Raw genomic sequence first — 16,906 nt, 5'->3', positions numbered from 1 at the left:
TATAAAAATTTATAGAAGGATATCATTTATTATCGATATCCTTTTTCTATATTAATTCTCATCCCTTATCTAAAATTTGGTTATTTTTAACACATCCGAATAAAATATTTCTGTTATTGCTTAATAATTAAGGCAATTTTTATCTTTTATGTCTGTTAGTTGCTGTAAAAACCTTTTATACTTAAGCACTGTATAAATGAACAGCAAGCGGTAAAAACCGCATATAGGCATAGATAAGGAATGACAGCCGAAGGACATTTACTTTTTTCTGTTGCAACACTCGTCTTAGCACAGAAATTAGAAATAACCCCCGTTCTTGCTCAAGGTGATTGGTTTCACATGATCCCTGCTGTCTTATTAGGTTCACTACTACCAGATTTAGATCATCCAGGCTCTATATTAGGACGCCTCTTTCGGATAATCTCATTACCGCTATCAAAACTCTGTGGTCATCGTGGCTTCACACATAGCCTACTCGCCTTTTGTGGTTTAGCCATTTTATGGGAAACACAAGTTGCGCCTTATATAGCGATTTCGGCTGATTTTTTTCACGCCCTTTTGCTAGGTTATCTAAGTCACCTACTGGCAGATATGCTAACACCATCAGGTGTACCTTTTTTATGGCCACTAAAAATGCGTTTTGCCTTACCGATTTTAGCGAAAAAAAATAGCAAAAAAGGAGAACGATTTATTTCTGTCATCATCTTAGTTGGTGCACTATTTCTGCCCCCACACCTAACTTTTTCTCTTCCCACACAAATAAATCACTGGTTACAAATGTACCACGATAAACGTACACCTTTTTAACTCTCCTTGACAGTTCTCTACTTTCCTCTATCTATTTATAGTTAATTAGTCTTTTTTATACTAATCTTCCTTGTTTTTATAACTAAACGACTATATAAAAGAATAATTGATTATAAAAAGTTATTAACAATACTGTTACCATATAGCGAGTTGATGCTGTTATATCCTTTCTTATTACCTAAGAACTCATATCGCATACAATCGCCAAATTTATATATAAAAATCTCGTTGGAGAGTTAAGATGAATTTTCCGTTAATTATTAACGTACTCGTCTTTGTTGTGCTATTACTCATCTTGGCTAAATTAAGCCAACGTCAGTGGAGCCTGTCAAAGAAAGTTCTTGTCGGTTTGGTCTTTGGGGTGGTGTTTGGGCTGGCGTTACATGCATTCTATGACGCACACGATCCTATTATTAAAGAATCTATCCTTTGGTTTAACATCGTTGGTAACGGTTACGTACAACTGTTACAAATGATCATTATGCCATTGGTATTTGCTTCTATTTTAAGTGCAGTATCACGTTTACACCAAGCATCATCATTGGGAAAAATTAGTGCACTAACCATTGGTACACTTCTATTTACAACGGCAATTGCTGCTCTTATCGGTATTGTTATAGCCAATATCTTTGGTTTAACAGCTGAAGGTCTTGTTCAAGGGGAACAGGAAGCGCAGCGTTTAGCCGCTATTCAACATAATTATATAGGTAAAGTGTCTGACTTAACTGTACCTCAATTAATTTTATCTTTTATTCCTAAAAATCCATTTGCCGATTTAACTGGTGCAAGCTCAACCTCGATTATTAGTGTAGTTATCTTTGCGGTATTCCTAGGAATGGCTGCAATAAAACTGCTTAAAGAAGATAAACCTCGCGGTGAAAAAGTATTAGCAGCGATTGATAGCTTACAAGCGTGGATCATGAAGTTAGTCCGTATCGTTATGGCATTAACACCTTACGGTGTAATGGCACTGATGACTAAAGTTGTGGCAAGCTCCAATCTGCATGACATTATTCAACTCGGTAGCTTCGTTGTTGCCTCTTATGTTGCGCTGGGCTTAATGTTTGTCGTTCATGGTTTATTAGTTGGATTTACTGGCTTAAGCCCAATTAAATTCTTCAAAAAAGCAGGACCATTATTAGCATTTGCATTTACAAGTCGTTCGAGTGCAGCCAGTATTCCATTAAATATCGAAACACAAACTCGTCGCATTGGTGTTCCTGAATCGATTGCCAGTTTCTCATCGTCTTTTGGTGCGACAATTGGTCAGAATGGTTGTGCCGGTATTTATCCTGCTATGTTAGCCGTTATGGTGGCACCAACAGTCGGTATTAATCCTTTCGATCCTCTTTGGATTGCCACTTTGGTGGGTATCGTAACCATTAGCTCAGCAGGTGTTGCCGGTGTCGGTGGTGGTGCAACCTTTGCAGCCCTGATCGTTTTACCAGCAATGGGATTACCCGTTACACTGGTTGCCCTACTAATTTCTGTGGAGCCCCTTATCGATATGGGTCGTACTGCATTAAATGTCAGTGGCTCTATGACCGCAGGTACTATTACTAGCCAAATGATGCGCCAAACAGATAAAGAGATCTTTAATCAGGAAGAAGAAGCTGAACTTAATGTGAAGTAAACCACATTAACAATTAAGTTAAATCTCTTAAAGCCAGTTTAATTTTAAACTGGCTTTTTTATTTTGATATTAATTTAACTGCCTTTTATCAATCAATAGATATGATGATCATGCATCACTAGCTCTGAGGCTTAACTTAATACCTATAAAAATATTAAGAGATGAGGATATTTGGCTGAACCAGAACGGTCTGTTAAATAAAACGAAAAGCGATTGTAGGAATTAATTAAAGCTAATGGATCACCAACAAAAATGCCAGAAACATTTCTGTCTCTGGCATTTGTAAACTGATAATTAAAAATTATTTATCGCTAATAGTTTCTTTTACTTGAGATATTCGCCACTACGTAGTGCTTCAATACGCTTATCTAATGGCGGGTGTGATAAAAATAATTCACTAAATGACTTATTACGGCCATTAATACAGAAAGCCATCATACTGCTCTCTTCTTGTGGCTCATAGCTGGTTTTTAAGCGTTGTAATGCCGCTATCATCTTCTCACGGCCAACCAGTTTTGCAGAGCCTGCATCCGCATGGAATTCACGGTAGCGAGAGAACCACATCGTAATGATACTTGCCAAAATGCCAAAGACAATTTCAAGCACCATAGAAACGCCCATGTATACCCATGGGTTTCCGTTACTGTTTTCACTCTCTTCATCGCTCGAAATAAAATTCGCCACAAATTGAGCAATGATACGGGAGATAAAGATCACGAAAGTATTCACAACACCTTGTAACAAGGTCATCGTTACCATATCACCGTTGGCAACATGGCTAATTTCGTGTGCAATAACAGCTTCCGCTTCGTCACGGCTCATACTGGCTAATAATCCGGTACTCACCGCCACCAGCGAAGCATCACGACGAGCTCCTGTTGCAAACGCATTAATATCTGGTGCATCGTAGATTGCAACTTGAGGCATTTTAATCCCCACTTGCTCAGACTGACGTCTTACAGTATCAAGTAACCAACGTTCTACTTCAGAGGTTGGATTTTCAATCACTTGACCACCAACGGATCGTAATGCCATCCATTTTGACATAAGTAAAGAAACAAATGCACCACCAAAACCAAATAGGCCAGCCATGATCATTAAACCCTGAACACTGCGGCCTTGAATACCTGTTAAAGATAAGATGATCCCGAACACAAACATGACAGCTAAGTTTGTTAACAGGAATAAGGCAATCCTCATCATATTGATACTGTTCCTATTTTATCTAATTACCACATTGCAAAAACTATCTTATAAATAAGGCTTTTTTTTATTTTATCAAGTCTTTTAACTTGTTTGCTACTAAAAACGATATAACTTTACATTTTAATAAAAGAAAATGTAATTAGTAGCTAAATTATGGAGGATTATTTTCACATAGAGGAGGAATAACAGTCTAGGCAAGATAGGCCCAAAAATAAATGCCTAGTGATGAAATTTTAACAAAATAAATTAATTGAAGGCGTTTTGTTAGATTAAAGGCTTGGATGCCAGCTTTATCTATTTTTGTACATGGCTTACCATCAGGCAAGCCATGCACCTATACAGGGATGAATTCTGTTATCCCTTACCCTATAAACAATTACATTTTAAAACGATATGTCGTTGTCATAGAGCCTGATAATGAGTGAGCACGTCGTGAGTGACCATCATACAGTTTTGGTGTGGTGTAATCATTTTCTTGTTGATGGTGCCAACCAATACCGCCACTTAACGAAATAGAAAGATTAGCCGTTGGCTTCCAGTAGCTAAATAAGCCAAACTGCCCTTGTTTTAATCTTTCGCCGGAGTAACTAAATTCACTATAGTTAGTTCGTGCACCAACAGACAACTCATTGTTAACTTTGTATGCAGCTTCTAATGCACCCATCACTTCACCATCACGCACATAGTCAATATCTGCATAAGCTGGTGAGTTAAAGCGTCCACGAGTATTCCCAATTGGGTTACGCGCAAATTGACCAACACCATTGGCTTTTTTCGCATCGGTATAAGTCACACCCGTACGAATGGTCCACGCTGATTCAGGAATACGCCATTCCATAGTACCAGCAAAGTGCCATGCATCCTTATCAAAGTTACGTTTACCTGCATTGGCATTGGTTAATGTGCGTTTTCCTTCACTGCCATAATCGTGGTAATAAACAACACCACCTAGAGTAACGTCTGATGTTAACTTATATTTTGTTTCTAAACCGTGTTGACGGAATACATCATCCGCCTGACCATAGAAATAATAGACTTTTAATGGTTTGGAATTATAGTTAACTCCCCCAGTAATAACATGGTCAATATTATGTCTAACACCATTACCATCACTGAAATACATTCTATCGATATTTGGGCTATCACGACGCATAACTTTTCCGTCGAGATACAGCAAATCTAAACTCCAATCACCCATCGCCGTATTAGTGTAATAACCGTTATAACTGTTTAATGATAAGCGCTGTGAGTTAGTAAAAATACCTGTATTCTTCAAGGTAAACCAACCCGCTTTACCATTAATTAAAACAGGATCTAAATCGAATCTCACTTTTGCAAAACGTTGACCAATTTTGTTATAGCCTTTTGCTTCACCATCATCATTATATAATATGGCACGAGAAGCGAAGTCTTTACTTGCTCCTAATTTAATACCGCCATAATAAGAAACATCGAATCCAAGAATGCCACCTAAATAGCCAGATCTGAAATCAGCTTGGAAGTTTTGACCCCAAGCATTAGCAACTTGTTTTCTATAACGTTGCTCTTGTTTATCAAAACGGTTTTCTGTTTTTAGGTATTTCCACATATTAATGGTAGTCAGCTCAAGTTCAGAATCAGAAATAAATGAGCTTTCTTTAATTGTATTTTCCCAATTCCCAGCATTAGCAGCGCTCACAGCTAAAAAACAAGGGGAAAACATAAACAACACCATTCTTTTTAGTTTCATTTTAAATTCAACCTGGTTAATAACTATTTAAATTTATTTATATTCAATAAGTTAAACAAAGTACTATTTTTATATTTAGCTAAAAGTAACGCTCGCTTAAATTGTATAAACTTAAGCCAAATCGCTATTTTTTTAGCATCAATAATGCTAGGTAGTCATCTCACCACATTGTTATTTACTTTTTTGAGCAATAAAATGCTTAAGCAAATTATAAATAACTTACCTTCTAGTCATTAATCCTTAATGAGAAAATCTATTCTAAAATTAGCGCATCTAGCGTTTATATAACTGCGCCGATGAGAAGAGATTTTGCACTTAGCATTTGGGTGAGATTTTTAATCTGTTACTATTACCTTAGTATGTCAGAATGATACAAAATTTTATGATCTGTATGCTATCGTAATTTTATGTCAACTAGAGCGATCATTGTCACAACATGTTACATTTATTGCAATAAGTAAACCATTAAATGTGAATTTAATCACATTTAATAAGGCATTTATTTTTTTATCTTATTTAATAGATAAAAATCTAGTTTTTATTTACCTTATAAAAGATTTTTTATCTAAACCTCCTTGCATTCCATTTATTTATATTTTTCAAAGCTAGTATCAAATAGATTTCAAATAAAAACTTAGATTACATGATATTAAGAATATTTTTATATAAAAGCAGTTAAATATCTTAATGAATCCTTATGTTACTGGTAACCAAATATAACTACTGAGAAAAATAGCGAAATAATAGTATGAGACGATTTTCTCACTAAAGATATAACTAAGGTTATTATAAAGCATTAGATACCAGATACTTTTTTAGACAAATATAGGGAAATAAAAACCCCCAATAATTGATTAATCAACTATTGGGGGTAAATTTGAATCACTTTCTTAAGTAGAAAAACTTAATTTAATAACTTCTTAGGTTTTAATACCTTTGCAAGATCATCCGCAATATTAGCCGTTTCATCTAAGTAAGGATCAGGGCCTTCATAATCCTTCGGCAAATCATCAAGTGATTTTAGTGGTGGCTTACCCTCTAACTTAAGACGTTGGTTAATACGCTGTAATTTTATGGCTTCTAGCTCTTTATTCTCTTTTTCGCGCTCTGCAAAATTAAGAATAATAAACTTATCTTCACCTTTGGCTTTAGCTTCATTGTAGCGCTTGATGTCGTCAAAGATATATGAAAACTCTCTATCATTCGCGATACGTTTAGCATGTTGATCCGTCAATGTAGGTAGTGCTTGTTTTATTTTCTCTGAATACTCAGACAGCTTATAATTAGCCGGTGGAATACTGTCCCAAGGTAAAGCATTATCTTCATTGCTTTCCCCCATTTCTGAATTATCAAAGCTTGGTAATAACAAGTCTGGTGTCACCCCTTTTAATTGGGTACTTCCGCCATTAATACGATAGAATTTTTGGATAGTGTACTGAACTGAACCTAAACTAGGCCAATCAGGACTTAACATCTGATCATAAACTCGTGTCAATGAACGATATTGTTGCACCGTTCCTTTACCAAAGGTTTGCTCACCGACAATTAATGCGCGACCATAATCTTGCATTGCAGCAGCAAAAATTTCAGAAGCAGAAGCACTAAAGCGGTTAACGATAACCACTAGTGGCCCTTTATAATAGACAACATCATCACGATCATAATCCTGGCGTACTCGACCATTATTATCACGGACTTGAACGACGGGACCACTTGGAATAAATAAACCTGATAATGCAATAGCTTCCGTTAACGCACCGCCCCCATTACCACGTAAATCAATAACTAAAGCAGATACATTGTCTTTAGCCACTTTTTGTAGTTGGGTTTTCACATCATTAGTTAAACCGACATAGAAACTAGGAATATCTAAAATAGCGATTTTATCACCATTAATCACTTTTTCGGTTAACTTGACCGCTCTATCTTCTAGGCGGATCTGTTCTCTTGTTAAAGTGATAGTTCTTGGCTTCGCCCCTTTTTCATCAGAGATAACTTCTAGTTTAACTTGGCTACCTTTAGGGCCTTTGATTAACGCGACAACGTCATCTAAGCGCCAACCAACCACATCAACCATGGGTTTATTATGTTGACCGACAGCGATAATTTTATCACCTACTTTTAGCGCTTTACTTTTAGCAGCCGGTCCGCCCGTTACCATGGAATTAATCATTGGATAATCATCATCCATTTGTAATACGGCACCAATCCCTTCTAATGAAAGGCTCATCTCTGAATCAAAGGCTTCCGTATTTCTTGGTGATAAATAACTGGTATGGGGATCAATTTCACGCGCAAAAGCCGTCATGATAATTTGGAATACGTCTTCACTTTGGCTTTGTGTTTGGCGACGTAATGCAGCTTTATAACGTTTTGTCAGTGTTTCTTTGATTTCACTGTCTGTTTTGTCAGAGAGTTTAAGTGTTAGCCAGTCGTATTTTACTTTTTCATCCCAAAGCTTATCTAATTCAGCTTGCGTTTTCGGCCATGGCGCTTTGGTTCTATCTAACTGAAATTTATCTTGTCCAGTGAGATCGATAGGTTGATTTAATCGATTTAAAGCATATTGAAAGCGCTCAAAACGTCTTTTTTGCGCAAGGTTAAACAGATCATATAAAGGACCTAATTCACCTGTTTTTAAATATTCACCCACTTTAGTTTTATCTTTATCAAACTGGGCAATATCTGACGCTAATAATACGTTATGGCTATAATCCAATAAATTAAGATAACGATTAAAAATCTTTTCGGAAAAACTCGCGTCTAACGAGAATTGACGATAGTGGGAACGTTCAAAACGAGCGGTGACACGTTCACTCACTGTGGAATGTTGTGGCTCTTGCTTTAATGTCGGTAATTGATTAATAGTCACCATGGCTGGCGTGGCTGGTTTATCAGCCATGACAGCAGAAGTGCCTGTTAACGCTAATCCGATAGCAAAAGCCACATTTAAAAGTTTGTTCATGCTCTGGTTGGCCTCCGTATCAGAACTTTAAATGTTCCGTGCGTACATTCATTGCCAAACCGTTAGGCAATTGTACACGTACACCCTCTTTCGCTATTTCTAGCACTGTCGCATCCATCACGCTACTTCCAACGTTAACTTTCAGCGATTGACCTACAGTAAGCACTGAGATGTCTTTGACTGGGGTTAACTTTTCAGTATTTTGGCGTGGCGCTTTGCGAGGCGCTTGATTAGCTTGCTTTTGAGGGCGAGGCTGTCGTTTTTCACCATCTTTAGGTGCTTGACGACGAGGATTTGGCTTTTTCGCTGCCGGACGTTTACTGGTCTCCTTATCACCTTCAGCTTCGCGCTTTTTAGCACGTTGCTCAGCTCGTTGAGCTTGAACGCGCGCTTTCGCTTCGGCTAATTGTGTACGAGCATGTGCAATATGCTCTGCTTCCAGCTCTCCGCAGTCGTTACCATTCAAGTCGACACGTTTAGCCCCTTCTTTTACACCATAAAGGTAGCGCCAACTTGAGGTATACAAGCGTAAGGCAGAACGTAACTGTGTCTTACTCAGCTGAGTTTCATCTTTTAGATGCTCAACGAGATCTTGAAAAATACCGACTTTCAAAGGGCGTGCTTCACCCTCAGCGATAAAACACTTAGGGAAACGTTCCGCTAAAAAAGCGATGATTTCTTTACTACTGTTCAACTTAGGTTGATTTTCCATGAAATTTCCTGATTACAACGGTTTTGCCAACCAGCGCAGGCATGAACAAGCGACATTATAATAGTGTTGCCAACAATTTCTACGGCAAACGCCTGTTATCTTACACAAAATTCACAATATTTTGCGGTATGACACGTTTTTAAATGCTCGCAGAGCACGTCACACAACGCTTTAAGCCCATTTTCATCTTTTTTATCAAAACGACCAAAAATAGGGCTATCGATATCGAGAACGCCGATAATTTGTCCATTTACCTCTAAAGGTAGAACAATTTCAGACTGACTTGCACTATCACATGCAATGTGTCCACTAAATTGGTGCACATCATTAACTCTTAGAATTTTGTTTTCTGAGAATGCCGTTCCGCAGACTCCTTTTCCAAAACCAATCCTGACACAAGCCACTTTACCTTGGAAAGGACCAAGAACTAATGAGTTACCATCATTAAGATAAAATCCGACCCAATTTATCTTGTCTAACTTCTCGTAAATCAATGCACTGGTATTAGCAAGTGATGCGATAAAGTCATTTTCACCAGACAACAAGGCTGACAAATTATCAGTGAGTTCCTGATAAAAATTTAATTGTGGCATCAGAAGATCCTATTTGCATAACGAAAGCATAACTAAAATAGATAACATATCTTGTAATTTAGCTTATTTTATCTTGAGGTTGAATACAGACTTTTCAATAAGTCTACAAAAAAACGATAATACACACTAAAAGCGCACAAAAAAAATCAGATACTTATTATTGTAAAATGAAAAGCGTAAATATAATAAAAATGGTAATTTGTGACCCACTGAGTATAGAGGTTTTTTTTGGGCTTAAGCTAGGATAAGCGAGAAGAAAGACCAAATAGGCGGATAAATGAGCGATTTAGTCACCAAAGAAAGCAAATCAATACATTGTCAGGAGTGTGACCACCTCGTATCACTTCCTATAGACCTCAAGCGCGGCGAAGACGCCTATTGCCCACAATGTCAAGCCAAGTTAGCGACCTATCGTGATTGGTCATTAACCCGACTATTAATTCTTTCTATCACCATGCTGATATTCGCGTCTATCGCTTTTACTCAACCTCTTATCAAGATCCATTTATTAGGGACCATGATATCAGCCAATGTTCTTGACGGTATTCGCTTAATGTCACAACAAGGCTCTCCATTAACGGCAACAATGGTTGCCTTTTGTGCCGTTGCCGCTCCTCTTAGTCTACCCATTACCATTTTATATCTCCATTTAGGGGCTCGTTTACATCTAAATTTACGTCCCGTGCTATTAATGTTAGGTAAGCTAAAAGAATGGGTAATGCTGGATGTTTATTTAATTGGCCTTGGTGTTGCCACCATAAAACTAGGCGATTATGCCACAATCTATATTGGTCATGGCTTAGTTGCTTTTTCAGCTTTAATGGTTTTAAGTCTATTAATGCTTATTAACATTAATATGGATCAACTATGGCAACAGTTTTATCCACAAAAAGAGATAAAAACGAGTCCAGCAACCTGTCATGCATGTCATTACCATTTTAAAAAGCCACCTTCGAGCCATTGCCCAAGATGTAAATCTTGCTATAGTGCTCGTCAACCAATGAGTTTGCAAAAAACTTGGGCAGCACTCATCACAGCGATGCTCTTGCTATTACCGGCAAATTTATTACCTATCTCAATCTTTTATTTAAATGGCCAGCGTAATGAAGACACTATTTTTTCTGGTGTTCTCTCTTTAATTAATTCAGGTAATACACCTATTGCAATTATTGTGTTTATTGCCAGTATCTTTGTGCCTTTCTTTAAGATAATCATTATGCTGGGGTTACTATTGAGCATTCATTTTAACTCACGTATTCACCCTCTATTGCGCATGAAACTTTATCGATTTGTCTCTTGGATCGGCCGATGGTCAATGCTCGACCTGTTTGTGATTGCGCTGATGATGTCATTAATTAATCGAGATCAGTTAATGACATTCACTATGGGACCTGCAGCTTTTTATTTTGGTACAGCTGTCATTCTCACTATCCTTGCCGTTGAATGGTTTGATAGTCGTTTATTATGGGATACTTATGCAACAAGAAGAAAACAACACACAGGCAACCCAAGCCGAAATACGTCGCAAACGTAAAATTTCGACTTTTTGGTTACTCCCTGTTATCGCTATTTTTATTGCGAGTTGGTTGCTTTTCCAACACTGGCAAGAAAAAGGCGTACAAATCACCATCGATTTTCAATCAGCCTCTGGTATTGTTTCAGGGAGAACACCTATCCGTTACCAAGGTGTTGATGTAGGTATTGTACAGGACGTGACGCTCAGTAATGATTTACGCCGAGTCATTGTTACCGCTGATATTCGAAAAAACCTTGCTAATGCATTACGTAAAAATACGCAATTTTGGCTTGTTACCCCAAAGGCCAGTCTTTCTGGTGTTTCGGGATTAGATGCCTTAGTGGGAGGCAACTATATCAGTATGCTTCCTGGAGATGGGGAAAAGCAGTTTCAATTTGTTGCTCAAGAGGTTCGTCCTAAAGCCAACATTGATAAAAACCAACAAATTATCACCTTAACGGCGGATAATTTAGGCTCTCTTAATGTCGACTCTCAAGTTTATTATCGCAAAGTTCCGGTCGGTAAAGTTTACAGCTATGCCATACGTCCAGATAATCAAGGTATTTTTATCGAGCTGAGTATTGATAAACAATATGCTCATCTGATCCGCCAAGATAGTCATTTTTGGAATGTATCCGGCTTTCAGGGCAACTTTAATCTAAAGAGTGGTGCTTCTATTAAAATGGAAAGTGTTTCTGCTTTAATTAATGGTGCTATTGCCTTTGATTCTCCGGAAAATAGTCCCCCAGCCCAAGAAAATCAACAATTTGTGCTACAGTCTGCCACTTCCGTGGATGCAGGCAAAGCCTTATATGGTGAAGATGGATTAATTATCTCATTAACCAGTGAAGAGAGCTGGGGTGTAGATGCCGGGCAACCTATTCTATTTAGAGGCATTACGATAGGACAAATTATTCAGCGCAACATCAGTGATGATGGGGTTATTTTCGATGCCATCATTGCACCTGAATATAAACACTATATTTACGAAAACAGCAAATTTGTCGCTAATAGCCGAATTAACGTCAATATGGGCTTAAATGGTATTGAGATCCAAGGAGCCACACCTCAAGAGTGGCTTGAAGGCGGTATCCACCTTATTCCGGGTAGCCAAGGCGCCCCTAAAGAACAATATCGCCTTTATCGCAATGATTTTTATGCTAAAGCAAGTATTGAGGGCAATGAGTTACCTGTCACTTTGACACTTAAAGCAGCTAGTCTACCGGGTATTCAAAAAGGTTCCGTGGTGCTTTACCACCAATTCCAAGTTGGAGAAATCGTCGATGTACGGCCTTTAATGGATGAATTTGATATTGATGTCCATATTTCTAAACAATATCGTCACCTGCTTACTGAAAAGAGTGTGTTCTGGACTGAAGGTGCTGCGAAGGTTTCATTAAATGGTGCGGGATTAACGGTAGAAGCAACGCCGCTAAACCGTGCCTTAAAAGGCGCGATAAGCTTTGATAACTTTGAAAATATTAATAACAATGTTTCAAGATATAAACTTTATCCTAGCGAAACGAGTGCTAGAGCCATTGGTGCTCAAATTACTTTAAAAACCTACGATGCCAGTAAACTTTCTGAAGGAATGCCTATTCGTTATCTAGGTATTGATATCGGTCAGGTGGAAACGCTAACCCTTTCTGCGGATAAAAAAGCGGTGAGTGTATCAGCGGTACTCTACCCTGAATATGTGAAAACTTTTGCACGCTCAGGAAGCCGATTTGCGGTAGTCACCCCTGAGTTAACCGCTTCAGGGCTCGATAATTTAGATTCTCTTATTCAGCCTTATATCAAGGCAGAGCCAGGCAATGGTGGCGTATACCGCATATTTGAATTACAAACGGCAAATATTACCGACTCTCGGTATCTAGACGGCCTTAACCTTGTATTGAATGCGACTGAAGCAGGATCTGTGCAAATTGGCACACCTATCTATTATCGTGGTTTAGAAGTAGGTGCGGTAACCGGACTAGAATTAGGTAATATGTCTGACAGGGTATTGATCCACATTAGAATTAGTCAGAAATATCAATATCTGGTACGTAATAACACAGAGTTTTGGCTTTCATCAGGTTATAACTTCTCATTTGGTTTAACTGGTGGAGTATTCCGCAGCGGTACATTTAAGCAGTTTATACGTGGTGGCATTACATTTGCTACACCGCCATCAACCCCACTCCAGGCTAAAGCAAAACAAGAGCAGAATTTCATTCTCAATGCTAAAGAGCCAAAAGAGTGGAATGAATGGGGTACTGCGATACCTAAGCCATAAACGGTAATATCATCAACTTTATTTAACACATTTATTTAAAACGGATCACAAAATTTGATCCGTTTTTTTTATTGCTAAAAAATACTTTGGAAATGACTTCCATTTATACTATGCTTAAAACTGTCCGATTAAAAAGTGCTCACCATGCTGTTCACTTTTAAGCTTAAACTATGAAAGCACAACACAACATCGCATAACCTTGGAGCTATAGCATGAATAAAACAACCTTAAAAATTGCTTGTTATGAAATTGAAGATGTTACTTTGAAACACTCTTCCGATAATCAACTCACTTATGTTCATATTCCATGTGATTATGATAAAGAGTTTTGTATGCAATTAGATGGATGGGATGAAAACACCAGCATTCCTGCGCAACTGAAAGATAAAAATATTCTGCTTTATCGTCATGCCTATGACAAAGAAAACCACCATTGGATTTTAAAAGTAGCCTAATCGCATGTTAAAGCATCGTAAAAAAAGCCAGGTAAATCATTTACCTGGCTTAGGGAAAAGGCTCATTGCGAGCCGTGCGCTAAAAAGTGATACTGAATGAGAAAATAGCGTGTAAAAAACTGCTTATGCCACATCTATTTCACAACCTTATTGTTAAATAATAGCTAACAATATGTAAAGATCCAGTAAACACCCCTACCACACTTCATATTCTTTATAAAAAATCAAATAACTCATTTTTTATCTTTTAAATCAAACAAATAACAAATGTGTTTTTTTTATTGCAACTCAATCAAATGATTAGTTTTTTTCACAAAGAGACAAAAATGCACTTTCTATAGCTTCCAGTGATTTTTTCTTATCAGGTGTATTGGGATCAGGAAGTAGAATACTATCAATCAGTTGAGCATTAACTTTGCCACTTTTCATTTGTTCCATGGCAATATTATTAAGTGGATATTGAGCTAAAGTTGCGGGATTAATCACAAACCAAGCACCATCAGCACGACAATTTAGCATGACTTCTTCACGGGTGAATGGCCAAGCATCACCAAACTGAAGCTTACTGACTGTTGATATTGGTGCACTGAAAGTTTGAAAAGAAAAAAGCATCAATATGCCCGCAAATAAAAAACGTTTCATGGTTATCTTCCACTTAAAAAAATAGATTAATACAAGTATATATCAATCTATACAGGTGAGTTAATCGCAAAAATGGCCACTGTCAAAATAACCATAGTACCAAGTAATAACTCAAACCAACTATTAATAAGCAACCATTGAAAGTTATTCTTCTTACGGATATGAGGCACTAATACATACCTATTCACTAATGCCAATCCTAACATCAAGGCAACAAAGGCTATTTTTAGCCATAACATACTTTGGTACTCTGAGGAAAGTTGTGTCGTTGCAGGCCAACCGGGGAGTAACATAATGGCACTCACAATCCCACTAGCTATAACCAATAAAACAGCGAAGTGACCGAATAATGAAAAGCGTTTCATGGTGGCAATAATAGGCTTGATCATGCCATCAGCTAATTCATCTTTATTACGCAAAAACTGTAAGCACACAACAAAAGGCCATAAACCACCAAACCAATACGCTCCACTAATAAGATGGATACTCTGATTTAGTTTATAAATTACGGCTTCACTACCTGTAAACATGGCACTATGGCCAATAAAAGCATGCAGCACAAGCATCAATGTTGAGATAAGTAACAGACTAATATTTCTAATGCTACGTTGATGAATAAAGAGAGCGATTAATGCGAGAGAGGATAAAACTAATTGCCATTGCCAAATTTGGCCAAAAGAGGTTCCCAATACAGCTTGCCATATCGTTAGCGACCAAGCATCTTGCCAGCCATCTCCCATAATGCCTGATTGCACTATCATCCATAAATAAGTGGAAACAAATACAGTGATAGTGCTAATCGCCAATGCTGGGCGTAAGCGTACTTGAATAAGAGGAACAAACTTTTCTTTAGCGAGAATGGCAGCCGAACAGCTCAGTCCGAACATGAACATGACTGCCACAAAATGAAAAATTCGGCATAAAATATAAACGTCTTCAGGAGTCATTATTTTACACTAAATTGATAAGAACCTTTTGTTTTGTGCCCATCGACAGAAACAACACTCCAATCTACAGAGTAGTTCCCTTCTGCTAATTCACCTTCTAATGGCAATAACAATTTTGTATTGTTAACGGGATCAAGACTTAATTTACCGACAGTAATTTCTTTACCCTCTTTATCAGTGACTTTTACTTTACTAAAGGCCAACTCAATCCCTTCAGAGAAATCGAGTGTAATCACTTTTGGTGCTTGCGCTTGTTCAATAGCCGCACCCTCTGCAGGTAATTGTGATTTTAGATGTGCGTGTGCTAAGGCTTGTTGGCATGACATGCCTAAAAATAAAACAGCGATGGCGGATAATTTGCCCCATGATGTCTTAAGTGTGTTTAATGACATAATAACCTCTTAAATTACAGGTGATTTTTCTATTTATGATAAAGAAGATTTTATAGCAAATTGACTTTAATATCTGCGCTTCTTTATCGTTGAAATAAAAGGTTGTGAACTAGCACTCAAAATATAACTTATTTAGCGCCATTTTTGTTTCAAATATCACCCTTTTTACACTTAACAAAAATATAATACTTTAATTGACACACTACACAGTTCAATACATAACCAAATAATCTAAAAGCCAAACTAAAATAGGCTATAAATCGACGACTCAAACTAGAGAATAGAAAGAACAGAAAATAGACAAAATAATAATCAGCAAAGCTTAAGAAATGATTAAATTAAAGGAGTAGAAAAATAAAAAATCGATTACGTCTATATAAAATAGTTATATGGATATGCAATATTGCACTAACTGGGTCGATAAAAAAAGCTCTACTGTGCGATTACAGTAGAGCTTGTTATGTTAATCTGAGCAATGCTTATATGCACTTAGCCAACCAGGTTAAAACAGCAGTATAGTTATTCTTATTATTTAAATATGTGCGGATGTAGAAAGAGCACTTAAGTCTTTATCTAACAAGAACAATGCCTTACCACCATCACCGACCATAGCAAGTTTATCCAGAATAGATTTAAATAACTTCTCTTCTTCATGTTGTTCAGCAACATACCATTGTAAGAAGTTAAATGTTGAGTAATCTTGTGTTGTCATTGCTAGGTGAGCAAGTTTATTAATTTCAGCTGTAATAAACTTCTCGTGCTCATAAGTTTTAGTAAATAAATCAGATAAAGATAAAAATTCAGCGGGTGGTGCTTCAATAGTCCCTAACAAAGGCATAGCACCTGTATCACTTAAATAATCAAATAAGCGTTGCATATGCTCCATTTCTTCACGGGAATGTGCTTTTAAAAATTTGGCAGCACCATCAAATCCTTTATCATCGCACCAAGCGCTCATCTGCAGGTAAAGGTTAGCTGAATAAAACTCAAGATTCAGCTGTTCATTGAGTTTATTGATCATATCTTGATGT

At 37.4% G+C, this 16,906-nt stretch carries 14 protein-coding genes; 5 read left to right on the top strand and 9 right to left on the bottom strand.

The genetic code is table 11. The annotated features are described in order from the left end of the window. The first annotated feature begins 240 nt into the window (after positions 1–240). Both AACU95_RS16670 and AACU95_RS16665 read left to right on the top strand, forming a co-directional pair. The gene (locus AACU95_RS16670) at positions 241–807 is read left to right on the top strand and encodes a metal-dependent hydrolase (protein ID WP_020945544.1); all 567 of its coding nucleotides are present in this window, start codon (positions 241–243) and stop codon (positions 805–807) included. A 241-nt stretch (positions 808–1,048) separates the two neighbouring features. Next, on the top strand, positions 1,049–2,440 hold the full coding sequence (locus tag AACU95_RS16665; protein WP_004242579.1) for an L-cystine transporter: 1,392 nt from the start codon (positions 1,049–1,051) through the stop codon (positions 2,438–2,440). A 324-nt stretch (positions 2,441–2,764) separates the two neighbouring features. Here AACU95_RS16665 and htpX read toward each other — a convergent pair whose 3' ends face one another. The 5 genes from htpX to AACU95_RS16640 all read right to left on the bottom strand — a co-directional run bounded on the left by htpX (position 2,765) and on the right by AACU95_RS16640 (position 9,645). After that, positions 2,765–3,643, bottom strand: a complete 879-nt coding sequence (htpX, locus tag AACU95_RS16660) for a protease HtpX (RefSeq protein WP_004242578.1) — start codon at positions 3,641–3,643, stop codon at positions 2,765–2,767. Positions 3,644–4,022: 379 nt separating this feature from the next. Continuing rightward, positions 4,023–5,375, bottom strand: a complete 1,353-nt coding sequence (locus tag AACU95_RS16655) for an OprD family outer membrane porin (RefSeq protein ID WP_004242576.1) — start codon at positions 5,373–5,375, stop codon at positions 4,023–4,025. A gap of 904 nt (positions 5,376–6,279) precedes the next feature. Continuing rightward, positions 6,280–8,340: a carboxy terminal-processing peptidase gene (prc, locus tag AACU95_RS16650; RefSeq protein ID WP_004242574.1), complete on the bottom strand. Its 2,061-nt coding sequence runs from the start codon at positions 8,338–8,340 to the stop codon at positions 6,280–6,282. A 19-nt stretch (positions 8,341–8,359) separates the two neighbouring features. Beyond that, positions 8,360–9,052 carry an RNA chaperone ProQ gene (gene proQ, locus AACU95_RS16645; protein ID WP_004242572.1) on the bottom strand — a complete coding sequence of 231 codons (693 nt, stop codon included), beginning with the start codon at positions 9,050–9,052 and terminating at the stop codon, positions 8,360–8,362. Between the two features lie 95 nt (positions 9,053–9,147). Further along, the gene (locus AACU95_RS16640; RefSeq protein WP_004242571.1) at positions 9,148–9,645 is read right to left on the bottom strand and encodes a GAF domain-containing protein; all 498 of its coding nucleotides are present in this window, start codon (positions 9,643–9,645) and stop codon (positions 9,148–9,150) included. 277 nt (positions 9,646–9,922) lie between these two features. Between AACU95_RS16640 and AACU95_RS16635 the strand changes: the two genes are divergently transcribed. The 3 genes from AACU95_RS16635 to AACU95_RS16625 all read left to right on the top strand — a co-directional run bounded on the left by AACU95_RS16635 (position 9,923) and on the right by AACU95_RS16625 (position 13,894). Next, on the top strand, positions 9,923–11,179 hold the full coding sequence (locus AACU95_RS16635; RefSeq protein ID WP_060555370.1) for a membrane integrity lipid transport subunit YebS: 1,257 nt from the start codon (positions 9,923–9,925) through the stop codon (positions 11,177–11,179). Beyond that, positions 11,121–13,439 carry a PqiB family protein gene (locus AACU95_RS16630; RefSeq protein WP_004242568.1) on the top strand — a complete coding sequence of 773 codons (2,319 nt, stop codon included), beginning with the start codon at positions 11,121–11,123 and terminating at the stop codon, positions 13,437–13,439. Before AACU95_RS16635 ends, AACU95_RS16630 begins: the two co-directional genes overlap by 59 nt. 212 nt (positions 13,440–13,651) lie before the next feature. Next, positions 13,652–13,894: a DUF1480 family protein gene (locus AACU95_RS16625; protein ID WP_004242567.1), complete on the top strand. Its 243-nt coding sequence runs from the start codon at positions 13,652–13,654 to the stop codon at positions 13,892–13,894. Positions 13,895–14,194: 300 nt separating this feature from the next. Here AACU95_RS16625 and AACU95_RS16620 read toward each other — a convergent pair whose 3' ends face one another. The 4 genes from AACU95_RS16620 to ftnA all read right to left on the bottom strand — a co-directional run. Then, the gene (locus AACU95_RS16620) at positions 14,195–14,536 is read right to left on the bottom strand and encodes a YebY family protein (protein ID WP_004242565.1); all 342 of its coding nucleotides are present in this window, start codon (positions 14,534–14,536) and stop codon (positions 14,195–14,197) included. A 47-nt stretch (positions 14,537–14,583) separates the two neighbouring features. Then, positions 14,584–15,483: a copper homeostasis membrane protein CopD gene (copD, locus tag AACU95_RS16615; RefSeq protein ID WP_004242564.1), complete on the bottom strand. Its 900-nt coding sequence runs from the start codon at positions 15,481–15,483 to the stop codon at positions 14,584–14,586. Next, a complete protein-coding gene (gene copC / locus AACU95_RS16610) occupies positions 15,483–15,875 on the bottom strand; it encodes a copper homeostasis periplasmic binding protein CopC (protein ID WP_004242563.1) in 393 nt (130 codons plus the stop codon). The genes copD and copC overlap by 1 nt, the downstream gene beginning before the upstream one ends. A 532-nt stretch (positions 15,876–16,407) precedes the next feature. Further along, positions 16,408–16,906 (bottom strand): non-heme ferritin (ftnA, locus tag AACU95_RS16605; RefSeq protein WP_161737121.1); only part of this gene is annotated, 499 nt, incomplete at its 5' end.

It is taken from the genome of Proteus sp. G4415, from assembly GCF_963896075.1.
Taxonomy (GTDB): domain Bacteria; phylum Pseudomonadota; class Gammaproteobacteria; order Enterobacterales; family Enterobacteriaceae; genus Proteus; species Proteus mirabilis.
This window is presented reverse-complemented; position numbering and strand designations above follow the sequence as displayed.